The following is a 25,486-nucleotide window of genomic DNA, read 5'->3' on the forward strand; positions in this document are numbered from 1 at the left end:
ACATGAAAACAGCTCAAGAATACATAAGTGAAATCAAAGTGAATATTAGGGAAGTGAGTACTCATGAATTACATACCGCGATGAGTAAACCAGATGTGGTGATCATTGATGTTCGTGAGCATGAAGAGTTTCTGACAGGTCACATAGAAGGTGCGATAAATTTTCCTCGTGGCGTATTAGAGATGAAAATTCATGAACATCCTTTGGTGAGTCATCACTGTGAATGGGTATTAGCATTAACTGAGTTAGCTCAAAAAGACATATACCTTATTTGCCGTACGGGTGGTCGTTCAGCACTTGCCGCAGCATCATTACAGAATATGGGCTTTAGCAAACCATTGTCTGTCGCAGGTGGCATGATGCAATGGCAACAAGATGAATTTCCGTTAGTGCCTCATAAGGCATAAATGCATCCAACATAAACCAGCATATTGTGGTTTATTGCTCATTAATCTTGACTGATTATTGATTATTGATTGCTGATGTCTAATGGCTAATCGATTTATGACAACTGGTTAAGCGGTATTTTAAGGTAAGCGTTACCCTTACGGTCTGCTGGTGGCATGTTACCTGCTCGAATATTAATTTGGATTGCCGCTAACAATAGATGCGGTATATCAGAATCAATATGGCGTTGTTGATGTCGCTGAACAAACTCAGCGAGGGTCACTTTACCGCCGACAACGCAGTTATACCTTTTCTGCGCAATCACTGATGTTTCAAATATATTATCTTGGCGTTTGTATCCAAGGGGATCATGCCCTATAAACACCCGAGTACAATTAGGTAACGCTAATATGTTGTTAATTGAATGATACAAGGTGGTCGTGCTGCTATTGGGAAAATCAGTATTCACCGTACCCCATTCTGGCGTAGACAATGTGTCACCAACAAATATCACATCTTCAATGAGATAGCTCACACAAGCAGGTGTATGTCCGGGTGTATGCATAATGTGAATAGTTAAATGACCCAATTTAATGAGTTCTTTATCGGTAAACAGTTGATCAAACTGCTCGCCATTGCACTGAAAGCTCTCATCGAGATTAAGCAATCTTTTAACGGTGTGCTGGACTTGAGTAATGTGCTCACCAATCCCCGTTGTTCCCCCGCGTTTGGTCTTGATATAACACGCCGCAGACATATGATCGCAATGTGCATGAGTTTCTAAAATCCATTCAATTTCAAATCCATGCTTATCGATATGATCAATGATGTTATCGGCAAAACACGTACTTATAGTACCAGAGGCCATATCGAAATCTAAAACGGGATCAATAATCGCACTTTGACGAGTAGCAAGATCGGTCACCACATAGGTAATAGCATGACTAGTATGATGATAAAAAGGATCAATGCGGATTTTACTCATAACAATTAACTCCCAACAAAATACCCAATGTATTTGTTAGATAAAGTCTCAGGTCAATATTAGCAATAATGGTTAACATCATTTCGTAAATGACTGATAAGGACTCGTAACGGCAGGATCATGTTAACGTAAACCACCACCATAAACAGCGCATGGGTCGCTGTGCTGTTTGCTTTAGCACCTAGCAGCGAAGCGTCCTAGCAGCGAAGCGACTAGGCTCTTGCTATAAGCCGCGCAGCGTCCTCGCTTCTAGGTCTTTCGCTTATATTACTTCAGCTTTGATTACGGCTTTGTTGTTGCTGTAACCGATGCGGCTTGATTACTGATAACCTTTTGTAATGAAAACGCACCGCGAATATCACCGAGGGCAAAGTTAACGGCTTTATCATTAGGATAGGTTTTGTTAATCAAAGTACTCAGCTCAGGATTAATATTACTACCATGACAACCTAAGCATAATTGTTGCGCTGGTATCGCCTTCATATAACGAAACTGTGTTTTGCCATCTTTGACGATAAACTCACTCGCCACAATGGGTTTATCAGCAGCTTGCTGTCCTGAAGCATTAACACGTTCAAATTGCTGTAATTGTGTTAACTCCCAAGCATCGGGCGTATTGGCTGGATTACGCACTCGCAAACTGGTCCGGGTAAGTGTCCAGCCCTCTTTTGAGTTTTCTGCTGCAATTGCAGGTGCTACCGCTTGGCACACCGACACTGCGTTGGTTAATCCACCTTGCTTAATGGCTGTCTTTAAATGACCTTTCAGTGCTTGGCTAAATTCGGCAATTCGTTGATTGGCCTGTTGTTCAAGCACTTGCTGCTCGGTTAATGATTCAGCTTGTCCTACCGTCGAGACGCTCATAAGCATGATTAAGCCGGCCATTTGGCTAGCCTTAATCAATGATTGTGTGTGTTTGTGTGTTAAGCGCATTATTGTTATTCCTCTATTTAAAATCGTTTAATCTCAATGAGATTTAGGGTTATAAAAAACCTATGACCGAGTCCAATCACAAAACATATAGCAAGATCAATACAAAGCTTGTGCCATATTACACCGACAAATTTAAAATATATAAAATCAGCCACTTAAAATTCATTGATATTTGCGAGAAGCACATGCTAGGTTATGAACTGACAAATATGGCATTGTAGTGACAAATATTGCGCTAATAATGTCACTTTAGAGATTAACTGATTAATGTGTACAGTAAGCGAGAGTGATAAATGAGTAACACCACTGTTGTGCAATCAATGATAAACGCGATTGATAAACCGGCAATATTTATTACGCCAGATTATGTTATACATGCGGTTAATCAAGCCTATTTAGAAACGTATGATACACAAGTCATATTAGGCCAAAGTAAATGCCATCAGATATCTCATCACAGTAATGAGCCTTGTGATAAACACGGTGAAGAGTGTCCTTTGCAACAATGCCAGAGTACTGCAAGGGCTGCCAATGCTGTACATATTCATAGCACTGCACACGGTAAGTCATATTGCGATATTTTAATGAAACCCATTAAAGATAACAGTGGCAAGGTATTGGGATATCTGGAGGTTTTAGATGCCATTGATTATGCATCAACAGAGTCTAAAAAAGGCACCATGGTCGGTCAATCTGCGCCGTTTAAGCAAATGCTCAACAGAATTAACCGAGCATCTCAATCCAGTATTGCGGTGCTATTGCAAGGTGAAACTGGTGCCGGTAAAGAACTCGTCGCTAAAGCTGTGCATCAAGCCAGTAGCCGCAATGATAAACCTTTTGTGGTTATTGAATGTACCGGCCTGAGTGAAAACCTGTTCGAAAGTGAGTTATTTGGTTACGAGAAAGGAGCCTTTACCGGGGCAACCACCAGCAAAAAAGGTCTGATTGAGATAGCCCATGGCGGCACGGTATTCTTTGATGAGATTGGCGATGTACCGATGAACATGCAAGTTAAACTGCTAAGGTTGCTAGAAACCCAATGTTATCGCGCCGTGGGTGGATTAAAACAAAAACGTTCCGACTTTCGATTAGTCAGCGCCAGCCATAAGAATTTACTCGATTTGGTTGAAAAAGGTGAATTTAGACGCGATCTGTATTACCGCATTGCAGGATTTCCCATTTACTTACCCTCGTTGCGTGAGCGCCTTGATGATATTCCAGGACTCGTAAATCATTTTATAAAGTACTCTGAATACAAACATAAAAGGTTTTCGGCTAACGCATTAAATCTGCTCAGTCATTATGCATATCCAGGTAATATTCGCGAACTGAAGAATATTATTGAACAATCGGCACTGATTGCCAACGAAGATATTATCCACAGCAGTGATTTACCTGAAAGCGTTCAACCTAACCACACATCGACAGATAAAAAAAATACACTAAAAACGGCAACGGAACTCATGTCACTCGATGACGTGGAGTACGCGTATCTTTCTCAGGTCTGTCAGCAATTTCAAGGATCTCCAGCAGAATTAGCCATTAAGCTTAATATTAGTGTGCGGACCTTATATCGTAAATTACAGCGCTATGAATTAAAGCTAACAGCGCTGTAATGACGCAATATCAACCATAGTTACCATTAATGTTGATGTATTAGTGAATGCTTTTTATTGCAACACGTTTTCATTGTTGCGGTTGCTGTGCCCATTTCTGATCCGCAGCAACGTTTCTTTGTCGCCATTTCAGATCCACTGCAATGACCATCGTGACTGCCCGCTTCTCCGTCAGCATGATTATGATCACAACAACCACCGTTCGCTTGTTTAGCAATATGCTTAGATGAAGGGCGTCCCTGACTTGCCTCGGTATACTCCTCACAGTCAGCTAAATTAGCACCGGCAAGATCGTCTATTGCTGTACGACCATTTTTAGCGTGAAAAACACTCAGTTGCCGACTTAATAATTTAGCTAATAGTTGTTGGCCAATGTTACGTACGATCACGCGATTAGCGCCATGTGCCAGTATCAAACTGACTAATTGTTGTTTACCCTCACATCCATCTGTTAGTGCAGGATTGGCAAAACGCCCTTTCACTTGACCTTGATCGTCAATAAAGAGCACCTCATCAGCTTTGCTAAAATGGCTGGAAATATGTTCGTCTTTCATTGGTATGGCGGTAATCATTATTTCTCCTCATGTGCATTTTGCATTAACAACGCTTTACCATTAGTTAAGTCGTCCATTAATTTAAAACACACAGATTTAAGTAACTTCAACTCGGGTTAAGAGGTGGGATAAATAGGCTTAACATAGCTTTTGGCTGCCCCATAAATAGTTAACTGAATTTTAGCGCTTGGTATAACTAAACTACAGTTAATGGCATATGCTATATATACGCTTATTTATGGCATATGCCAACTTTAATTTAGGGTTTGTGATCTGTTGCACTATTTATATCGATATCAATTATCTAAACATCTGACTGACAATCATTAGTGCCCTTGACCTTATTGCGATAAAAATAGCGGGGCGATTATTCGCTCTGTAGTGGCATTAATCATGAAAAACGAATAAAAAAAACCAATAAAACCCCTTAACATTTTATCTTTGGCAAGCATTTCCATTGGGTCGAATATTGAGGTGTTAGCAAATCACGGCGCATGGCCCACTTTTGCTCTATCCCTTGTGCGGCCAGAAACACAGTGTCGCGACCGTAGCGTTGGTTGATGCCATCTAGCGTGTGCATTAGCGCATGGGTGACCTTAGCGGTATTAAATAAATCAAATTGAAAATGCTTCTCGCTGGCTAAATCAACTAGGCCCACGCCTATTTTGTAATAGCGCACTCCTTGACGAAATAGCCTTGGAGCAGCGTGGGTCATAGCTTTGGTGAGCTCAACGCTGCAATGGGTTGGGCATGGAAAATGTACGATGACTTTATAACTTACTGGCTGTTCGTCATGGGGGGAATTACTCGCAAACAGCAACATGGTTTTACAATGGGAGCCTTGCTGACGCGCTTTGAGCGCTGCAATACCAACATGCTTACTTAACGCTTGTAATAATGACTCATAATCGGTGATGCGCTCGCCCACACTGCGGGTGGAGAAAATTTGCTTTTTATCAGCCCTCGCCTCATCCCATTGCTTACACACTTGGCCGTTAAGCTCGCGCACCGTACGCTCTATTTCAATACTAAACTGCTTTCTCGCAAGGCTGGGCGGCATAGAGGCGAGATCAAATGCGCTGCGAATATTGATTAACGCAAGCTTGTTACTCATCTTCCTGCCAATTCCCCATACTTCTGCAACCGCCAACTGTTTTAAAATGTCGGTACGTTGCTGCATAGTCTCGATAACGCACACACCTTGGTATCCCTGGATTTTTTTAGCGGCGTGATTGGCAATTTTAGCCAAGGTCAAGGTTTCGGCTATGCCAACACAAACAGGTAGGCGCGCTTCTTTCCAAACCGCGCGGCGGATTAACTGACCTTGGGTATGCAGGCATTTGATCGCGGGATAACAATGCTTAAAAGACAGAAAGCTTTCATCAATCGAATACACATGCTGCTCTGGGGCAAAACGGCCTATTATTGCCATCATCTTTGCCGATAAATCGGCATACAATTCATAATTAGATGAGCAAACGATGACATTGCGCTGGGCGCATAAGGCTTTAACTTGAAAATAAGGTAAAAACTTTTGAATGCCAGCCTCTTTTGCATGTCGATTAGCGGCCACAATACAGCCATCATTATTGCTGAGCACAATCATCGGCCTACCACGCCAATCAGGACGAAACACCTGTTCAGCACTGCAATAAAAAGCATTGGCATCGACTAAGGCAAACATTTTACCTACTCTTATTTGCTTACAAGCAGTGGGCTTTGACGATGACAACGAATTGAGCGGGTCACCACGCCTTCAATACTAAAATCATCATAGTCGCAGATGGTCACTGGTAAATATTGCTCATTCGATGACACTAGCATTCGCCGTGGCATGTCGAGAATTTTACACACAAATTCACCATTAAAATTAGCCACAATCACATCGCCGCTTTTCGCGGTTTCATGGCGATCGACAATCAATAAATCGCCATCGAAGATCCCCACCCCTTGCATCGACTCGCCCTGGGCTAAGCCAAGAAAAGTCGAACTGGGATGCTGGATTAATATCTCATCAAGACTTAAGCCTAATTGAAGGTATTCGGCTGCAGGGCTTTCAAAGCCAGTAATACCGGCACTCGCTGCAATAGGAATAATGCGCATATGACAACCTCGCACACTTATAACGTGTACTGTATAAAAACACAGTACATCTTACCGCTAAATTTAGTTGGTGCAAGTTTATTTATTTTTTCTTGCGCCATGCGCTGTGCTCTTCAAGCATTGGAGTGGTTTTTATTGAACTTTAGACGCCGCTACACGGCAACCTTATCTGTTGTTTATGAAAGAATATGTTCAAGGTCAAAATATAATCAGAGTGATTGGTCTACACTGATCATCAGTACAAGAATTAACCTAGTTCGTGTATAGCGTAACCAATAGCATTATTTTTCCCTTTGCTCGGGGTCTAGTATGACACTCGCTACATTCCATATTGATATGCAAGATGATAACTGTTCACTGCATCTTACGGGTGATTGGCAATTGGGCCAAGCGCCACTGGGCGCGGATATTTGCGCTACGCTACCCTCTGCTTGTCATTCCGTCACATTAATCACCACAGAGTTGTCGCACTGGGACTCAAGTCTCGCCATTGCCTTATTACAATTGTCACGTTGGTGTGAACAACAACAAATCGCCTTAAATGTAAAAGACACCCCACAAGGATTACAGCAATTATTACAACTTGCTACCGACGTTCCTGTTTATCAAGCAACCAATGATAGTGCCATTGGCGGATTATTAGCAGCCTTACGTAGCTGGCTTATTGTGCAAGGTTTACAAGTACACGACGGATTAGTGTTTGTTGGTGAGAGTTCACTGGCATTGGGTCGTTGGTTCAGAGGCAAAGCCAGTACTCGTCGCAGTGATATCGTGTTTTTTATAGAACAAGCGGGACCTAAAGGATTGGCTATTGTCACCTTAATTAGCCTGCTTGTGGGAATGATATTGGCCTATTTAGGCTCGGTACAGCTGCGGCAATTAGGGGCTCAGGTGTATGTTGCAAATTTAGTGGCTATCGGGATGGTGCGTGAAATGGGCGCGCTCATGACAGGCGTTATCATGGCTGGCAGAACAGGGGCTGCTTATGCAGCGCAATTAGGCACAATGCAGGTCAATGAAGAAATTGATGCTCTGCGCGTAATGGGCATTTCGACCATGGAATTCCTGGTTTTACCTCGATTATTGGCATTGATTTTTATTATGCCACTGATGTGTATTTATTCAGATGTGATCGGCATGATCGGCGGTGCGATTGTTGCCAATGGCATGGGCGTAAGTTACACCCAATATATTTTGCAAACCCAGATTGCGATCGATTGGGTAGACATTTCCACCGGTTTGATAAAAAGCCTCATTTTTGGCTTTCTGATTGCTATAGCGGGTTGTCAGGCAGGCCTTCTTTGCGGTCGAGATTCTAATGCCGTTGGTTTAGCCACCACCAACGCTGTGGTTAAGGCGATTGTCTTTCTTGTGGTCTCTGACGCCGCGCTTAATATTTTGTTCGATAAATTAGGGATCTAATGATGGTTGATGATGCCTTTATCAGTGTTCGCAATCTTTGTGTCGGTTATGGCACTACCGAAGTGCAACGACAGTTAACCTTCGACATTCACAAGAATGATATCTTTTTTGTCATTGGCGGAAGTGGTTGCGGCAAAACGACCTTGCTTAAATCAATGGTAGGACTGTTAACTCCGCTCAAGGGTGAAGTACGCTATCAAGGTAAAAACTTTTATGACGCAGATGAACCGGCGCAAGTGGCTATGCTTAAAGACTGGGGCATTACCTTTCAAACTGGGGCGTTGTTTTCCAGTATGTCACTTGCTGATAATGTCGCTTTACCGCTGCAACTGTATACCGACCTTTCGGAGCGGCAAATCGCTGAAGCCGTGGCCTATAAACTTGCATTAGTTGGCTTAGCCGGGTTCGAGAAATTTTATCCTGCCGAGTTAAGTGGCGGCATGCACAAACGCGCAGGGTTGGCGCGCGCGATTGCACTGGATCCACAATTGTTGTTTTTTGATGAACCCTCTGCAGGATTAGACCCCATTAGTTGCATGCGCTTAGATCATTTAATAGTGCAAATCTGCCAAGCACTCGATTCGACCGTAATTATCGTGTCGCACGAGCTGCCCAGTATATTGTCAATCGGCACCCGCTGTGTGTATCTGGATAATCAAACCAATACCATGCTCGACTGTGGCGATCCGAGAGAATTAAAACTTAACAGCAGCCAACCTCGGGTGCGACAATTTCTCAATCGTGCTGACAAAGTGGAGGCATCATGAGTAAAAGCCAGCGACTTCCTCTTGCGATTGGTGCCTTTATTCTGGGCGCTATTATCTTAGTGTTTATTGCACTGTTATTCTTTTCTGGAGGACGGATATTTGCCGAAAAAGCCCCCGTAGTGATGTTTTTCAACAACTCAATCCAAGGGCTTCAGGTGGGCGCCCCGGTGAAGTTAAAAGGGGTAGTGATCGGTGAAATAAGCGATATCAGTATCGATTTCCCCAATAACAATAGCCAAGGTATTACCGCCGCTGTTCATGCTAATTTGTTGTTGAAACGCATCAATCTAAAGGGTATTCAAGTGGGCGAAGAGTTTTTCTTCCACGCCATCGATAACGGTTTACGTGCCCAGTTGAATTATCAGAGTTTATTAACTGGACTCCTCTATGTTGAGTTAGATTTTTATCCCAGTACTTTGCCTCAGTTTCATGGTGGAAACAACGCCATATTAGAGCTGCCAACCATAGAAACTGATTTCGAATCCTTGTCAAAAGATTTGCAATCTTTGAACCTTAAAAGCTTAGTCAATAATGTTGATAATTTGGCCCAACAACTCAGCGACATAGCTGCCAGCGGACAAATACAACAGGCACTGGAAAGCTTTGACAGTGCGGCTAACGCAGTCAAAAACACCGCTGTTCACATCGATACGACTCAGGCTACGTTAGGACAACATAGTGCTGAAGTTCTGGTCAAACTGGATAATCTACTTGTCCAATTGAACCAAGATGAACCTAAGATTATTCAATCACTTGACCACAGTTTGACGGCATTACGCGAGACATTATTAAGCATTAATCAGCTCACATCCCAAGCGGGTAATTCACTTGCTCAAGATTCGCCGCTATTAATCAAGTTAGATAACACACTAGAAGAAATTCACCGCGCCGCGCGATCACTACGCAGTTTGAGCGAAACCTTAGATGAACAGCCTGAGGCCATCATCCGCGGCAAAAAAACCATACCTTTAGGAGAATAACGTCATGAAATTTGGGTCGTGGTCAATTCATTGGGGAGCCTGCCTACTTGCGCTTAGTCTGCTTTTTGGCTGCCAAAGCTCACCCACGAAACAGTATTTTGTGCTCACGGCTATCCCCAGCCAAATTGAAGCGGGCAGTACACGCTTAGATCGTGATATTGGTATTGGGCCAGTCGAGATTGCTGAGTATCTTAACTTTACTCAGGTGGTGTACCAGCGGGAAGATGGCAGTTTGCAAAGATTCACCAATAGCTATTGGGCTGAACCACTAGACCAAGGCATTAGTCGGGTCATTCGTCTTAACCTTAGCCAAGGCGATCGCAGTCGTAACTTGATATTGTTTCCTTGGCGAGCAGATAACCGTCCTCAATACAGCATAAAAATTAAAATCATCAGCCTCAACCGTGATGGCATAAACGCCAGCATAAAGACTAATTGGGAACTAATAGATATCCGATCAAACCGTCATATAGAACGACAACATTTTGCGGCGACGACTGAGGCAGGCTCAACAGCCGCTGAATTGGTTAACGCGTACAGCTATTTATTAGCTCAATTGGCTCAGGAAATGGATAAATCGCTGCAACGACTGCCTAATTAAGCGACCGCATGACGATCTGGTTAACTAAGTTCTGATTAAAAAGTAATAGGCTGTGACAACGTCACTCATTGCATGGTATGTAGCCGCTGGATCACCTATGCAACGAAACAAAAGATAACCTGAGGTTAGTTAGCGTTAGCGAGGCACCGATAATATTGTCAGCGCTTATATCTTATCCATCAGCGTCATCATGCTGGCTATTGAAGCGTGAAAACCATGTTCATATTGCAGTCACTAAAATTTGCTAACAATTCAAATATTGACATTTTTTGTCAATCTTTCAAGATAACCTGGCAAATAATTCTGTCAACACATTGGCTAAGGAAAACGATAACAATGAATAGATCCTTAATTGCGATTGGATTAACAACGGCACTATTAACGGGTTGTGGCGTATCTGATACAAATAACACTAAACTTGCAACCGTGACCTCACCTGCACCAGCTCAAGCAGAGTTAGGTACTTTTGGGGTAGACTTAGCCGCGCGTAATGAAGCGGTTAAACCTGGCGATGACTTTTTTATGTATTCAAGTGGCACTTGGTACGACAACTTTGTCATGCCAGCCGACAAAACCCGTTATGGCGCCTTTAATGCGTTGGCTGAGCGCAGTGAACATCAAGTCAAAGCGATTGTTGATGATATTGCCAGTCGCAGTGACTTAACTGCAGAAGAGCAATTAATTGCTGATTTTTATCATGCCTATATGGATACCGAGACCATCAATAAGTTAGGTATCACGCCCATTAAAGGCACCTTAGATCAAATTGCCGCGATAAACTCAACTCAAGACTTAACTAAAGTCTTCGGCGAGGCTTGGCTTACCGGTGCATCATCACCGATTGACGGAGGCATGTGGTTTAACCGTTTAGATCCTAATCAATATGAAATGACTCTCGGTGCCGGAGGTTTAGGTTTACCTGATCGTTCATACTACTTAGAAGAGAGTGAGCGCTTTGTGAATATCCGCAAAGCTTATGTGGATCATATCGCTAAAATGCTGGCTTTTGCTGGCATAAATGACGGCGAAAAACGTGCCCAGGCCATTCTTGTGCTCGAAACTAAAATAGCACAAGCCCAATGGCCTAGAGAAAAACGCCGTGATCGCGACTTAACCTTAAACCAAGTTAAACGCGAAGATCTTGCTCAGCAATACCCAGGATTTGACTGGGATTTATACTTTGCGCAAACGGGTTACCAAGTACCACAACTCAATATCTCTGAGCCTGAGCCAGTTAAGGCTATGATTGGCTTGATAAACCAACAGCCATTAAGCGTATGGCAAGACTATCTGACCTTCCACACCGTCACTAATAACGCAGGGTTACTGTCAGAAGACATTTTCAATACTAACTTTGCTTTTTATGGCAAAGAATTAACTGGCCAAGAGCAACCTCGTCCTCGCTGGAAACGCGCGGTAGAAGAAATGTCAGGCACCCAATCATTAGGCTTTGCGATTGGTAAAGTGTTTGTATCGCGTTATTTCCCTGAGTCGTCTAAAAAGCAAATGGCCGAATTAGTCGAAAACTTACGCACTGCATTGGGTCAGCGTATTGATGGTTTAGAGTGGATGGGCGATGATACGAAAGTTAATGCTCATGCTAAGCTAGCAGCATTTAACCCTAAAATTGGTTATCCAGATGTATGGCAACAATTTGATGGCTTAACCCTAACTAAAAATGATTTAGTGGGTGACATTAAAAATTTACGCCAATACTTCCAAGCCGACAGCGTAGCGAAAGAACTGCAAAAAACCGACCGTAATCGTTGGGGTATGACCCCGCAAACGGTGAATGCATATTACAACAGCTCATTTAATGAGATTGTGTTTCCTGCGGCTATTTTACAACCACCCTTTTTTGATCCCAACGCAGATGCCGCGGTTAACTATGGCAGTATTGGTGCAGTAATTGGTCACGAAATGGGTCATGGTTTTGATGATCAAGGCTCTAAGTCAGATGCGAATGGCATTCAACGTAACTGGTGGACCGATGAAGACCGTGCCGCCTTTGATGCCAAAGCCGATAAGCTTGCTGAGCAATACAGCAAATATGAGCCCATTCCAGAAAACTTTGTCAACGGACGTAACAGCCTAGGTGAAAACATCGGCGACGTGGGAGGCATCGCAATGGCTTACCATGCTTACAAGTTAAGCTTAAACGGTAAAGAAGCCCCAGTCATTGATGGCGTTACAGGCGATCAACGCTTCTTTTTAGCCTGGGCTCAAGTGTGGAAAGAAAAACGCACCGAGCAAAGCATGTTAACTCAGTTACGTGCAGGCACTCATGCACCCGGTCGTTACCGCGCCCTCGCCCCACGTAACCACGATGCGTGGTACAAAGCTTTTGATGTTAAACCAGATGACAAGTTGTACTTGCCTGAAGATCAACGGGTACGTATTTGGTAGTTTGAGTACGTAAATAACTGCAATAACGTGCCTCGGTTGCAACAAGCATCCGTCACAATACAAAAAGGCCAGTCAGTTACTGACTGGCCTTTTATTATCACACTCTGCGCTAATACTTAAACAAATATCAGGAACCTTGTGACTCATGACAGAGGCCAATAAAGGCCTGGATAAACAGTCAGCTTGATTAATCAGTTGCTGGTAATATCGTTTGCACACTTTACAAGTCGGTGAATAATTTTCTCTTGATAAGCTTTAACCGTAGAGAAGCTTTGTATTTTCATAAATAAGTCCGAGGCAGTTTCCTTGGATACACCCGTTAAATTAACCCCCTTATACAGTGCTGGTACCGTGTTTTGTTTCATGGCATTATCTGCAAATATTAAATTTAATTTGACTACACGGGCCAACTCTTCTTGATAGAGAAAAAATTGCCTTAAATGTGTATTCTCTATTTTGGCAGTTTTCGATCTGTCTATTGTTAAAATCTCGTCAATGAGTCGGTTTAATCTACTACGAAATTTAATCGCTTCATCCATAACCTCAAGCCATTTTATTTCAGTACTTGATAACAAAGCCAAGAAATACAATGTGCGTGCTTTGTTATAATTAATGAACCCTGGCCACATAACATCTTCACTAGAAATATGAAGTGCTCTATCAAACTGGTCACATGCAGATTTTAAATACATGGTCACATCTTCTATAATTGATGGAGATATAGAGCCAATACCTTTCTGTACCAAACTAAGACCGTTAAGTGAGAGAATATCTATATCCCCCATATTTAGGGACTCTCTAAGCAAGTGCATGCCCTTTTTGTTGTAATACAAACCAAGGTAATTGTGATATATCGTTTTTGTGACAGGATTTCGAAGTATAGGTCCACGAACATGGAGAAGATCTGCATGGATATTAAAATTACCATCAGCAACAAAATTCTGATATGAAACGACAGCTTTAAATAACTTTATTGTTTCAGTTATTTGAATTGAATTTCCTTTGCTTACCGAATGTAGTATGTCACGTTGCCTATCTACCTCTATTAATATCTTGTCCATACGTTTTTTATAGAGCTTTTTATCCGTATCAGAAGCATTAAAAACAGCCGGAAATAAAACTATAAGATCAATCATATACTGCAACGTATCCGCAAAAAGCACGGCAGTACCTGACTCTTTTTTTAACTTATATTCAACTGAATCAAAGAGTTCTTTGTCGAGTGTTTTTTCGTCTTTAGACTTGAATTGATTGATTAACTCAGGAAGTGAAGTTACATAGTTCTCATTATCAAGAATATTACCTTCCATTTTACTTATATTGTTCACACTGTCGATTGATGTATATGTCCTGACAGCGATAAACAGAGCTAATAGTGCAATGCAGAACCCAACGGTCGATATTGTAAAACTAAGTAAATCTTTGCCTTCTTTTAGATAATATACCCAAACTGCAATACAAGCAGAAAACATTACTAGTATAAAAATGGTGAAATATATTATTTTTGATGTGCGCATTTATCTTCCTAATATTGTTAAATTTGTACGTCTACATTGAACTAATGCCCAACACAGCAGAACGCGATAGCGCGTAAATCCACGAAGCCTTTGCATATAAAATGTCGTTCATCACACACTCTCATTGAGAGTAGGTTGTACCCATTAATAGCATTCTGACTTTTCATTGAACCATGATCAGGTACCATCTTGTAGTCGCTAAATCATTTTAATAATCTCAACGTCGTTAACGTCTTGTATCCAAAGTCAACGAAAACAGTCCTCAAAATAAGAGTTGAACTTATCCATTTTCAAGCAAGGCATGTAACGCATTTATGGACAGAAGTGCGTTTGAGGTATTGATTAACTCAGCTTACTTGGTATTGGTTTAGCTTGATTTATAACGTAGCTTCATTTGAACTTATTGCCTGCAGCATGTGAGCTACAGGACGTAGTAAATGTCGCGATCACAGGGATGTGAAAGAGTGATCTTAGTGCAGATGATTAAGCGAGACGCCAGCTCTTGATTTTAAAATCAGCATCCCTGTGGGCTTTAACCAAAACATCCCTATTTTAGATTCTCGCTGACTCATCTACACCTGTAATTTAACTCTCTTCGATTTAGCTGCATAGTTGTCTATAGATGAAAGCTAAATAGGAAAAGTATGTCAACAAGATATGCGATAACGCCCTATTAGCTAGACATTTAACCCATCTTAAAATCTAATCGAACCGTCATATTTTGTTGAACTACTGCCTTTCCATTTTCTACCTTGGGTGCATACTTCCAATTTGAAAGCGCGCTAATTGCAGCTTTATCAAAAGTTTGTTCTGGAACAGATTTTAAAACTTTTATATTTATTGGATCACCCTTTTCACTAATATCGAAGCTCATTTGAACATAACCTTCTATTTTATTTCGAGCGGCATGAATTGGGTAAGTTGGATTTGCAGTTTCTTGCAGCGCCGCATTAGATCTATCGGGCAAAGGTGTTGAAGAGCACGCGGTAATAAAAACTAATGATATAAGCGCTAAACTAGAATATTTCATTAAAATCCTTTTTGTGTCGTTAACGCCGCATTAAGCGGACTAAACTTGTTGGTTGTAATGCGTAGCGAAGCAGAACCTAACCAACTGTTTTAGTTCCGTTTAAACTTTTTGTGTACGCCCAGCATGGGCATGGACTAATGAGGTGATAGTCCTCTGTAGGAAGGTCACCGTTCAATAACATGCTGTTATTAAACGTTAACTACTAGCGAATGGCAAGGGCTTATCATTGATGATTGGTCTGAAGGAAGCCGCTAGCCATATATTGTAAAGAGGACGAGATGATGAACAAGAATATCATATGAGGCGTAGGCTAGAGGTGAGTTGGCAGGGTCTGCCCCGCGAAGTAAGGGATATCATCAAACAGAAATGCAAATTTGCCGTCGATGTTGATGTTGATCTGTCTAAGTTCTTTGACCGAGTTAATCATGATCACTTGATGACTCAACTTAGGATCAAGGTGCAGGATAAGCGTCTTGCCGATGTCATTCGATCATTATTGATCGGTGCAGCGGCCCAATTTACTGACACCAGTCATCCACAAGGTTGCGCATTAATTAATAGTACTTTGACATGCAATGAAGCGAGCGAATCAATAAAAATCGCTATCAATAATCGGAAAGAAAAAATCAAACCACGATAATTAATAGATTTGAATTGGCTAAAAACAGCGGTGAACTCAATGACAGTTGCCAACCTGAAGCGTTGACACGACTAATTATGACGTTATTTAAAGGGATGTCGTTACAGGCTGCAGAGGGAGCAACTAAAGATGAGTTACACCAAATTACTGAAATGGTCGTTGACGGGGTCCTCAGTCAGCATGTGAATGAGGTTTAGTCGGATTTGCTCGGCTGCGCCTCATATCTATGCCAAATATGTTGGTTATCCTTAGGACGTCAGTAATAGCGCCTATGAATCTCGCAATTCTCGACGTAAGATCTTGCCAACATTTGATTTTGGCAATTCATCTCTAAATTCAATTATCCTTGGGTTTTTATAACCGGTAAGATATTTTCTACAATGTTTTTTTATTTCATCAACGGTCACATTACCTTTGCGTACAATAAATAATTTAACTATTTCTCCTGTGGCGTCATCAGGAATGCCAATGGCCGCAGCTTCGATGATGTGAGGGTGAAGTGTTGCAACTTCTTCAATTTCAGTTGGAAAAACATTAAATCCCGACACTAGAATCATATCTTTTTTACGGTCTTCAATATAAAAAACCCCATCGTCATCCATTCTTCCTATATCGCCAGAGCTTAACCAACCTCCTGCATGCATTACAGTATTGGTTTCGGCTTCTTGTTGCCAATAGCCTTTCATCACTTGGGGCCCTCTAATTTGAATTTCACCAATTTGGTTGGGACCTAAAGGTTCATTTTTATCATTAACGATACGGAGTTCAGTGCTGGGTAAAGGGACACCAATTGAAGAAATAAATGATTGTTGTTGATGAGTACCTGCAGCGACCACTGGGGAACATTCAGTTAAGCCATAACCTTCTATGACAGGCATTCCAGTGAGCTCTTGCCAACGATCAGCAATATGTTTCTGCGTCGGCATTCCACCTGCAATAGTAAAACGAGCGTGACTAAAATCTAATTCTTGAAAACCAGCATGATTGTTTAGACCATTAAAAAGTGTATTTAAACCAAAAACCATTGTGAATGGATATTTACTTAAATCTGCTACGAAACCATCTATATCTCTTGGGTTGGTAATGAGTAAATTCGTTGCACCGAGAAAGAGCATAAACATCATACTCACTGAGTTGGCAAAAATATGATAAAGCGGAAGTGGGGTTACTGCATATTCCTTATCATATAAGGTTCTTGGGCTAAAATGAGCATGAACCTGTAGAACGTTAGAAATAATATTACTATGAGTCAGCATTGCCCCTTTCGCAGGACCCGTCGTTCCACCTGTATATTGGAGGTATGCTAAATCATCTACTGTTATTTGGGGATCAATAAAGGGAAGTTTCTTGCCTTCGGTTAACGCTCTACGCAGTGAAATAGCGTCAGGAATATGATATTTAGGTACTATTTTTTTGACATGTTTGATAAGAAAATTAACCAGTGTACGCTTATGTATAGCTAACTCATCGCCGATTTTGGTTAAAATAACATGCTTAATGTTAGTCTCATGCAGTATTTGCTGAAGATTATTACCAAAATTTGTGACGGCAACAATAGCACTGGACCCTGAGTCTCGTAATTGATATTTTAACTCTCGAGGGGTATAAAGTGGATTAACATTTACAATAATGAGTCCTGCTTTTAATGCACCTAAAATAGTGATGGGATATTGCAATAAATTAGGCATCATCAAGGCGATTCGTTCGCCTTTTTTCATTTTTAGTTCAGATTGTAGATAAGCAGCAAAAGCGTTACTTTTACTTTCGAGATCTTGGTAGGATAAGCTATGTCCCATATTAATATATGCTGCTTTTTTAGCATGCGCACTAAAAGACTCTTTAAACAAATCATTGATATTGTTATACATACTTGAATCTATTGTTGCGGGCACATCCTCAGGATATTGTTTTAACCACGGTTTATCATTTGTCATTATAGCCATCATTAATGTTGTTGTTTAAACATCACTATTGTAAATTAATTTACCTAATTAGTATAAAAATAATAGGCTGAATTCAATGAATTAACTACTGTTCTAGGGGGTTAGCAGTAGCTAATTTCTCGGAGTGTGACTCGTCCCTGCTTTTATCGCTTTTCCGCTTCACTCTATCTTTCTTCAACAATGAAAAAAGCATTCAGCTACTGCATTATCATGGCAGTTTCTACTGTGGCACATGCTTGCTTCAGGGTTTGTTGCTAAAGAAAACTTCGTCAGTCAGAAAAAGATAATGGGGTCAGAGCGAATAAGGTAAATCCCTCCTAACTTTCTATCATTTTGGGTCTAAAACGAGTGACAAAAGGCAAGTAATAAAGCTCAAGTCGAACAATGATTATTCTTGTAAATTAGCGAGTCTAGATGTGGCTGCGAGCTTCCAAAAAGAAACTTTTGGCAAAGCCTACAGGGATTATACTTACGGCATTTCGCATAAATTCAGCTATGGTAACCCCTAATTACTACTGCACCGATAAATGAAACCGCTATATCGTAAAGGGGCATTAATCAGTTACCTGCCTAGCTGAGAAAGGTCAGATTTAACGATGAAATGAGTAAAGCCACTTGTTCGGCTTGGTACAGATAAAAGTAACAATGTTAACCTGGATGAATCAGAGTGATAAAACGGATAATGTCTGCCGGCGACTAAAACCGGATAAAGTACGGTATCGCCACCAAGATAACCCCCATTATCAGTAAGCTGGTGACACTGGCAACAAAATACGGAAACACACATAACGCCATTCCAATACACAAGGGAACAATCGCTCTTTGACGTTTTCCATAGACAAAATACCCCATGCCAATGGCGCCAAATAGCACACTCCACATGATCATTGCTGCACTGCCCATCTGTTTGCCTCTTATCTATTGCCTACCTATTGCCTACCTATAATGAATAGATTGGCTAATTTGTTAGATTATTTTGAGCTTTGGATTTGATCCAGTCAATCAGCTAGTCAGATCTTAATGTTAATAGGCTTCCAACTAATGCAACTAATGCACTAAGGCCCATCCGCCTTTTACTATAAGACTCCAGCGTCTAAGAACCCTAATGCCATCACAAACAAGCTTGGTAAACTGACCACGAGTCAAATCAACATCAAGCACTGATTGCCAATAATGCCAGCCAACAGTACAAAAAAGCACACCTCAGCGTAACCGCTTTGGGTTAATTGTCGCCTATTAACGATGACAGTAACGAGACTAACAGACATGTACAGATCAATCGCCAGAAGCTTAATCATCAGTTTTACATGACAGATAAAACAGTTTTAAGATGACATTTTATCGCTAATCATCTCAAAAATAGCTGCAACTGTAATGATTACATGTAAAACCTTTTATTTTAACAACAAAATATCAACTTCATATTATCAACTATTAACCATTAAAACGTAGACTTAAACTTTAAATGCTGATTTAAATCTTGTTTAGCAACATCTGCTTTATGATCTAGATCAAATAAACGCTTGATACTTAGAGCTCTAATCATTAGTATACTTATTAATTGAGCGTTCAATTAACAATTGTTAATACGGATAACGGACCCATTTTATGTCAAGACCTATAATGAAAAACGTCAGACAACAACAGCTGATAGATGCCACGTTAATGTCTGTCGAACAACATGGGTTACAGAACACGACGATTAATACTATTAGTGGATTAGCCGGAATGTCATCTGGGATCATCAGCCACTATTTTGGTGGAAAACAAGGGTTAATAGAAGCCACGCTAAAATTTCTGTTAGATGAATTGAAGCAAGCATTACTGGCCAGAACATCAGGCAAAACGTTAACCCCGATAGATCGGCTTTCAATGATTGTGGAAGCTAACTTTACTGAATTACAACGTTCAGGCGGCGCGACAAAAACATGGTTAAGCTTCTGGTCCCAAGCGATGCACGATCCTGGACTCGCAAGGTTACAAAACATTAATAGTCAGCGGTTATACAGCAATCTGCTTTTTTCGTATAAACAACTGTTACCTAACATTGAAGCGGTCAATGCCGCTAAGCAAACTGCGGCAGTGATTGATGGTTTTTGGTTACGCAGTGCGCTGAGTGCCACCCCAATTGAAGATTTTAAACAAGCCCAAATTTTATCTAAAGCCTTTATAAAGGCTCTGATCGTGCACAACGGAGTAAATTGATGTCATCTAGAGTTATTTATCAAAATTATATTCATGGAAAATACCAGTCAAATGGCACTGGTGAAACATTTGAAGTAACAAATCCTGCTACAGGGGAAGTCAGCTATTTAGTTGAGGTGGCAACTAAATCTGTGCAACAAGCCGCCATAGACAGCGCTAAAGTCGGTTTTGCGATTTGGTCGGCAATGGCCCCAATTGAACGTAGCCGCATTTTACTAAAAGCCGTTGCCCTACTTCGTGAACAAAATGATGAACTTGCCGCAGGTGAAGTACTCGATACTGGTAAACCATGGCAAGAAGCCTCAGTAGTCGATGTCGTTACTGGTGCCGACTCTATCGAGTTTTTTGCAGGTCTCGCCCCCAGTATTGAAGGTAATCAGCAACCTGTCGGCGCAGATTTTTATTACACTCGCCGTGAGCCATTAGGCATTTGTGCCGGTATCGGCGCATGGAACTACCCACTACAGATAGCTTGTTGGAAAGCCGCCCCTGCACTTGCTTGCGGTAATGTGATGATTTTTAAGCCTTCAGAAGAAACCCCTCGCGGCGCAATGCGTTTAGCTGAAATCTTCACTCAAGCTGGCGTGCCGGATGGCGTATTTAACGTTGTTCAAGGTGACGGTAGCGTCGGTGAATGGCTAACCACGAGTAAAGATATCGCTAAAGTATCTTTTACTGGTGAAGTGGGAACCGGTAAAAAGGTCATGGCAGCCGCCGCTGGCTCACTAAAATACGTGACCATGGAGCTGGGCGGTAAGTCGCCATTGATTATCTTTAACGATGCCGACGTTGAAAATGCCGTATCAGCTGCGATGTTAGCTAACTTTTATACTCAAGGCGAAGTCTGTACTAATGGTACTCGAGTCTTTGTGCAGCAAGATATTTATCCGCAATTTATTCAACGCTTAAAAGAACGTACTGAGCAGAACATTATTTGCGGCGATCCAATGGACCCTAACACTAATTTCGGGGCATTGATCTCACGCGACCATCAACAAAAAGTACTTGACTACATTGATATCGGTAAAAAAGAAGGTGCTACATTATTAACCGGTGGAACAGTATTACAGCCTGACAATGCCCCTAATGGTTTCTTTGTTGCCCCGACTATCTTTACTGATTGTACCGATGACATGACCTTGTCTAAAGAAGAAGTGTTTGGGCCGGTAATGTCGGTATTAACCTTTACTGATGAAGACGAAGTGATCCGTCGAGCTAATAGCACTCATTTAGGTTTAGCGGCTGGCGTGTTTACTCAAGACATAACCCGTGCTCACAGAGTGATCCACCAAATCCAAGCAGGCATTTGTTGGATTAATGCCTATGGCGCCTCCCCTGCAGAAATGCCTGTTGGTGGTTATAAAATGTCGGGGGTTGGCCGTGAAAATGGCGCTGAAACATTAAAGGCATACACGCAAATCAAAGCTGTTTACGTGGGTATGCAGTCACTTGAAAGCCCATTTTAAGGAGTGACTAAACTAATGACTCATCAATATGATTATATTATTGTCGGCGCCGGTAGCGCAGGTTGTGTATTGGCTAACCGCTTAACTGAGAACCCAGACAATAAAGTATTAATTCTTGAAACCGGTGGTAGTGACAAGAGCATTTTTATTCAAATGCCAACGGCGCTATCTATCCCAATGAATACTAAAAAGTATGCCTGGCAGTTTGAAACCGAAGCCGAACCGTATTTAGATAATCGTCGCATGCATTGCCCCCGCGGCAAAGTATTAGGCGGTTCATCATCGATTAATGGCATGGTTTACGTGCGTGGTCATGCTCGCGATTTTGACGAGTGGCAACAAAAAGGTGCAAAAGACTGGGATTATGCTCATTGCCTACCTTACTTTAAAAAAGCCGAAACATGGTCTTTTGGTGGTAATGAATATCGTGGTGATAAAGGCCCATTAGCGGTTAATAACGGCAATGAAATGAAAAACCCTTTATATCAAGCTTTTGTTGATGCAGGTGTCGATGCCGGCTATTTAGCAACCGATGATTACAATGCCAGTCAGCAAGAAGGTTTTGGCCCAATGCACATGACGGTTAAAAACGGCGTGCGTTGGTCTACGGCAAATGCCTACCTTCGCCCTGCAATGAAACGCCCTAATTTAACCGTGGTAACTCATGCTTTAGTGCACAAGGTTATCATGCAAGGTAAAACAGCTATCGGCGTTCGTTACGAGTGTAAAGGTCAGTTGATTGATATTAACTGCAATAAAGAAGTGGTGTTATCGGCCGGTTCAATTGGGTCGCCACATATTTTGCAGTTATCGGGTATTGGCGACGCCAGCACATTAGCTTGCGCAGGCATTGAGCAAGTACATCAATTACCCGGTGTTGGCCAGAATCTGCAGGATCACTTAGAGTTTTACTTCCAATTTAAGTGCTTAAAACCCATTTCGCTTAATGGCAAAATTGATCCATTAAACAAACTGTTTATTGGTGCTCGTTGGATTTTAGATAAGTCAGGTTTAGGCGCAACTAACCATTTTGAATCTTGTGGCTTTATCCGTTCAAAAGCTGGCTTAGAGTGGCCAGATTTACAGTATCACTTCTTACCTGCTGCAATGCGCTATGACGGTAAAGAAGCTTTTGCGGGCCATGGTTTCCAAGTTCATATTGGTCACAATAAACCCAAAAGCCGTGGGACTGTCACTGTGGCATCAAATGATCCCAAGGTTGCTCCACAAATTCAGTTCAATTATTTATCACACCAAGATGATATTGAAGCTTTTAGAGCTTGTGTTCGCTTAACCCGTGAAATCATCAATCAACCAGGTTTAGATGAGTATCGTGGTGAAGAAATCCAACCAAGCTTAGCGGTGCAAACCGATGAAGAAATTGATCGTTTTGTTAGAAGCTCAGTAGAAAGCGCATATCACCCTTCTTGCACATGCAAAATGGGCGAAGATGATATGGCTGTTGTCGATTCAGAAACTAAAGTTCACGGTATTAATGGTTTACGAGTGGTTGACTCGTCTATTTTCCCGACCATTCCGAATGGTAATTTGAACTCACCGACCATCATGGTCGCCGAGCGCGCTGCCGATATTATTTTAGGTAACGAGCCGCTCGCGCCAAGTTTGTCAAACGTGACCATTGCCAAACAGTGGCAAACATCACAACGATTACAAGCCCCCAAACGTCAAGTTGATTAACACTAATTAGTCGATGTGTATTCATTAATACACATCGACAACGGGTTGATGGCCAACCTACATTTTTGTAAATGGCCTATTTAGCTAAGTTCAATCTATCAGGGTTTAACTATCGTCAACACGATACTTAAGGCTTGAGGGTTTTTGCCTTTAAAAATTGTTCTATGGCATAAGAAAACATACAACAAGGAGCCAACATTATGTTCGCACACACCCTTTATTCAGGAGTCAAATAATGACTACCTGGTTATCAATAGGTATTTTATTTACGTTTATCGCTATCGCATTTGTGATTTATCGTTGGGGTAACATGCAGTGCGTTGGCGTCACACCAGTGCGTAAGTTTACTTTTATTGCCATTTTGTTCACATCTGGACTTGATGTGGGTTTAATCATGTTTCCGTTAACTGAATTTGCCGGATATGCAGATTTAGCCGCCAGTCCTGAATATGGATTTAGTAATCCGTTAGCGATTGAGTTTGGTTTTTGGGCCTGCTTAATTTGGGCATTTTATTTTCTAACGTGCTTCTACTTCTGTGTTATTGAACCAAGAGTAAAGTATTTTGAAATTCCATTAATTAAATTTATTAATAACATTGTCATTATTGGCACTTGTGCCTTTACCGCTTACTTATTATTAACCAACTTACCCTGGTATTTGCCGCAATTAGGGGATGGTGAAACGATTGTTGGCAGCTTCTACTTAATAGTATTGATGGTCATTGCCGCCGCAGTGTATTCAAGCACCAGTATTCGCTATGTTCGTTATCTCAGTTTAGGCAGTACATGGTTGTTCCTAGGTTTGATTGCCATTATGTGGTGTGGTGCATTTTTATCAGACGACTCAAGTGTGGGTGAGTTCTTTACCACATTTGCATTACTCGGTGACTACTTCGGTAATATCCATAACTTTGTGCTACCGATAAACGATTACCATGAATTTTACCTGTTCTGGTGGTTTGCGTGGAGCATTATGATTGGTCAATTTACCGCACGTTTTGTTGGTGGAATGAAAACTTATCAAGTGTTAATCGCTATGATGGTGTTCCCTTCAATTCCAATTGCCATTTGGTTCACGGTACTTTACTACTACAGCGCAAACGGCATTGACACGTCAGGTTTCTATAATCTTGCGATGGTGATTGTTGGCGTAACGTTTGTGATTAACTCACTCGATTCACTGGTACGTTTATACACTGACAACTTAAACCTAACGGTTGAACGTTTTGGTAAAATACCTTATATCGTCGGTAATGTTGTCGTACTGAGTGGTTTAACCTTGCTATTTAAATTGGATTTCCTACAAATTCAGTTGGTCGGCGCACTGGCTATTGGCTTGATATTAAGTTGTTTCGTATACATATTAAAATCACACTACCGTAATGTGGGAGATATTGAACGCTCTCCAAAAGAAAATAAAATCGATTTCACTAAAATCGAATTAGCAGACTAAACAAATAATAATAATCCAAGGAATAATGATGAATACGACAATAAAAAAGTTAGCTCTATTAAGCTTATTTGCTATACCAACTACTGTTATGGCTGGTGAGTTAAGTACCACGGTTAATGCAACGTCTGACTATACCTTTAATGGTGTTAGCCAAACGGATAATGACCCTGCATTACAAGCTAGCTTAGATTATGCTGCCAATGACGGTTGGTACGTTGGTGCATGGGCATCAAACGTCGACTTTGGCAGTGCTGATGACACTTGGTTAGAACTTGATTTTTATGCAGGTAATTATGTTGAGTTAACTGACCGAGTCTCTGTTGATGCAGGTATCGCATATTACACTTACCATGGTGATAATGCCTCTGATGAATATTACTACCCTGAGATATACACCAAATTTGGTTACGGCTCATCGCTTGGTCATACTGAATTGAACTTTTGGTATTCATGGGATTACTTTGGTGTTGATGCTGACCATTACATCATGATGGTCGCACATACCTTTACCATTGCAGAAGGTCATGACATTCGTGTAAGCGTTGACCGCTCTACGTCGCAAGACGAAGATAAGTGGGCATGGGATGGTGACAAGTCTTACAACCATTACCGTGCAGAATACATGACTAGCTGGGAAGGTTTTGACTTCAATGTTGCTGCTGAAGATACCAGCATGAACAATGATGTAAGCGATTCTCGTGTAGTATTATCTGTATCACGAACTTTCACGCTATAAACTGTTATAATCAATAATAGCAAAACAGAATAATGTCTTTGACA

Annotated in this window: 23 protein-coding genes and 1 pseudogene; 14 read left to right on the forward strand and 10 right to left on the reverse strand. The window is 41.4% G+C overall.

All coding sequences use genetic code 11. The annotated features are described in order from the left end of the window. The first annotated feature begins 2 nt into the window (after positions 1-2). A complete protein-coding gene (locus CXF80_RS04380) occupies positions 3-407 on the forward strand; it encodes a rhodanese-like domain-containing protein (RefSeq protein ID WP_101031597.1) in 405 nt (134 codons plus the stop codon). A gap of 95 nt (positions 408-502) precedes the next feature. Here CXF80_RS04380 and CXF80_RS04385 read toward each other — a convergent pair whose 3' ends face one another. Then, positions 503-1,372 (reverse strand): MBL fold metallo-hydrolase, encoded by an 870-nt coding sequence (locus tag CXF80_RS04385; RefSeq protein WP_101031599.1) that lies wholly within the window; start codon positions 1,370-1,372, stop codon positions 503-505. A 282-nt stretch (positions 1,373-1,654) separates the two neighbouring features. Continuing rightward, positions 1,655-2,305: a Tll0287-like domain-containing protein gene (locus CXF80_RS04390; RefSeq protein WP_101031601.1), complete on the reverse strand. Its 651-nt coding sequence runs from the start codon at positions 2,303-2,305 to the stop codon at positions 1,655-1,657. A gap of 293 nt (positions 2,306-2,598) precedes the next feature. Here CXF80_RS04390 and CXF80_RS04395 point away from each other — a divergent pair, with 293 nt between their 5' ends. Further along, positions 2,599-3,921 (forward strand): sigma-54 interaction domain-containing protein, encoded by a 1,323-nt coding sequence (locus tag CXF80_RS04395; protein WP_232772038.1) that lies wholly within the window; start codon positions 2,599-2,601, stop codon positions 3,919-3,921. 26 nt (positions 3,922-3,947) lie between these two features. Here CXF80_RS04395 and CXF80_RS04400 read toward each other — a convergent pair whose 3' ends face one another. The 3 genes from CXF80_RS04400 to CXF80_RS04415 all read right to left on the reverse strand — a co-directional run bounded on the left by CXF80_RS04400 (position 3,948) and on the right by CXF80_RS04415 (position 6,578). Further along, positions 3,948-4,493, reverse strand: coding sequence for a NifB/NifX family molybdenum-iron cluster-binding protein (locus tag CXF80_RS04400; protein ID WP_101031603.1), 546 nt, complete (start codon positions 4,491-4,493; stop codon positions 3,948-3,950). A gap of 409 nt (positions 4,494-4,902) precedes the next feature. Next, positions 4,903-6,159 carry a Y-family DNA polymerase gene (locus CXF80_RS04410; protein ID WP_101031605.1) on the reverse strand — a complete coding sequence of 419 codons (1,257 nt, stop codon included), beginning with the start codon at positions 6,157-6,159 and terminating at the stop codon, positions 4,903-4,905. An 11-nt stretch (positions 6,160-6,170) separates the two neighbouring features. Further along, on the reverse strand, positions 6,171-6,578 hold the full coding sequence (locus CXF80_RS04415; protein WP_101031607.1) for a LexA family protein: 408 nt from the start codon (positions 6,576-6,578) through the stop codon (positions 6,171-6,173). Between the two features lie 309 nt (positions 6,579-6,887). On the opposite strand from CXF80_RS04415, the gene CXF80_RS04420 reads away from it, so the two are divergent. From CXF80_RS04420 to CXF80_RS04440, 5 genes are all read left to right on the forward strand, one after another. Next, positions 6,888-8,000: an MlaE family ABC transporter permease gene (locus tag CXF80_RS04420; protein ID WP_101031609.1), complete on the forward strand. Its 1,113-nt coding sequence runs from the start codon at positions 6,888-6,890 to the stop codon at positions 7,998-8,000. After that, on the forward strand, positions 8,000-8,767 hold the full coding sequence (locus CXF80_RS04425; RefSeq protein WP_232772039.1) for an ABC transporter ATP-binding protein: 768 nt from the start codon (positions 8,000-8,002) through the stop codon (positions 8,765-8,767). The genes CXF80_RS04420 and CXF80_RS04425 overlap by 1 nt, the downstream gene beginning before the upstream one ends. Then, on the forward strand, positions 8,764-9,747 hold the full coding sequence (locus CXF80_RS04430; protein WP_101031614.1) for an MlaD family protein: 984 nt from the start codon (positions 8,764-8,766) through the stop codon (positions 9,745-9,747). Before CXF80_RS04425 ends, CXF80_RS04430 begins: the two co-directional genes overlap by 4 nt. Positions 9,748-9,751: 4 nt before the next feature. Then, positions 9,752-10,348 carry a PqiC family protein gene (locus CXF80_RS04435; protein WP_101031616.1) on the forward strand — a complete coding sequence of 199 codons (597 nt, stop codon included), beginning with the start codon at positions 9,752-9,754 and terminating at the stop codon, positions 10,346-10,348. 336 nt (positions 10,349-10,684) lie between these two features. Continuing rightward, the gene (locus CXF80_RS04440) at positions 10,685-12,754 is read left to right on the forward strand and encodes a M13 family metallopeptidase (RefSeq protein WP_101031618.1); all 2,070 of its coding nucleotides are present in this window, start codon (positions 10,685-10,687) and stop codon (positions 12,752-12,754) included. 191 nt (positions 12,755-12,945) lie between these two features. On the opposite strand, the gene CXF80_RS04445 is transcribed toward CXF80_RS04440, so the two are convergent. Together CXF80_RS04445 and CXF80_RS04450 are read right to left on the reverse strand one after the other, a co-directional pair. Beyond that, a complete protein-coding gene (locus CXF80_RS04445) occupies positions 12,946-14,271 on the reverse strand; it encodes a hypothetical protein (protein ID WP_101031620.1) in 1,326 nt (441 codons plus the stop codon). 685 nt (positions 14,272-14,956) lie between these two features. Beyond that, entirely contained in the window at positions 14,957-15,301 is a 345-nt protein-coding gene (locus CXF80_RS04450) for an energy transducer TonB (protein ID WP_101031622.1), read from the reverse strand. A 316-nt stretch (positions 15,302-15,617) separates the two neighbouring features. Here CXF80_RS04450 and CXF80_RS20740 point away from each other — a divergent pair, with 316 nt between their 5' ends. Continuing rightward, the gene (locus CXF80_RS20740) at positions 15,618-15,941 is read left to right on the forward strand and encodes a hypothetical protein (RefSeq protein ID WP_232772040.1); all 324 of its coding nucleotides are present in this window, start codon (positions 15,618-15,620) and stop codon (positions 15,939-15,941) included. 14 nt (positions 15,942-15,955) lie between these two features. Continuing rightward, the gene (locus tag CXF80_RS04460) at positions 15,956-16,138 is read left to right on the forward strand and encodes a hypothetical protein (RefSeq protein WP_101031624.1); all 183 of its coding nucleotides are present in this window, start codon (positions 15,956-15,958) and stop codon (positions 16,136-16,138) included. 72 nt (positions 16,139-16,210) lie between these two features. Here CXF80_RS04460 and CXF80_RS04465 read toward each other — a convergent pair whose 3' ends face one another. The 3 genes and pseudogenes from CXF80_RS04465 to CXF80_RS04475 form a co-directional block, all read right to left on the reverse strand. Continuing rightward, positions 16,211-17,887 carry an AMP-binding protein gene (locus CXF80_RS04465; protein WP_101031626.1) on the reverse strand — a complete coding sequence of 559 codons (1,677 nt, stop codon included), beginning with the start codon at positions 17,885-17,887 and terminating at the stop codon, positions 16,211-16,213. Between the two features lie 115 nt (positions 17,888-18,002). Continuing rightward, positions 18,003-18,133, reverse strand: a pseudogene (locus CXF80_RS04470) (IS3 family transposase); the annotation flags it as partial. A gap of 447 nt (positions 18,134-18,580) precedes the next feature. Beyond that, positions 18,581-18,787 (reverse strand): hypothetical protein, encoded by a 207-nt coding sequence (locus tag CXF80_RS04475; protein ID WP_101031628.1) that lies wholly within the window; start codon positions 18,785-18,787, stop codon positions 18,581-18,583. Positions 18,788-19,492: 705 nt separating this feature from the next. On the opposite strand from CXF80_RS04475, the gene betI reads away from it, so the two are divergent. The 5 genes from betI to CXF80_RS04500 all read left to right on the forward strand — a co-directional run bounded on the left by betI (position 19,493) and on the right by CXF80_RS04500 (position 25,442). Continuing rightward, positions 19,493-20,089: a transcriptional regulator BetI gene (gene betI / locus CXF80_RS04480; protein ID WP_101031630.1), complete on the forward strand. Its 597-nt coding sequence runs from the start codon at positions 19,493-19,495 to the stop codon at positions 20,087-20,089. After that, positions 20,089-21,555, forward strand: a complete 1,467-nt coding sequence (gene betB, locus CXF80_RS04485) for a betaine-aldehyde dehydrogenase (protein WP_101031632.1) — start codon at positions 20,089-20,091, stop codon at positions 21,553-21,555. The genes betI and betB overlap by 1 nt, the downstream gene beginning before the upstream one ends. Before the next feature lie 15 nt (positions 21,556-21,570). Further along, on the forward strand, positions 21,571-23,253 hold the full coding sequence (gene betA / locus CXF80_RS04490; protein WP_101031634.1) for a choline dehydrogenase: 1,683 nt from the start codon (positions 21,571-21,573) through the stop codon (positions 23,251-23,253). A gap of 235 nt (positions 23,254-23,488) precedes the next feature. Continuing rightward, the gene (locus tag CXF80_RS04495) at positions 23,489-24,706 is read left to right on the forward strand and encodes a choline transporter (RefSeq protein WP_101031636.1); all 1,218 of its coding nucleotides are present in this window, start codon (positions 23,489-23,491) and stop codon (positions 24,704-24,706) included. Between the two features lie 28 nt (positions 24,707-24,734). Continuing rightward, entirely contained in the window at positions 24,735-25,442 is a 708-nt protein-coding gene (locus tag CXF80_RS04500) for a TorF family putative porin (RefSeq protein WP_101031638.1), read from the forward strand. Positions 25,443-25,486 lie beyond the last annotated feature (44 nt).

This window comes from Shewanella sp. Actino-trap-3 (assembly GCF_002836275.1).
Classification (GTDB): Bacteria; Pseudomonadota; Gammaproteobacteria; order Enterobacterales; family Shewanellaceae; genus Shewanella; species Shewanella psychromarinicola.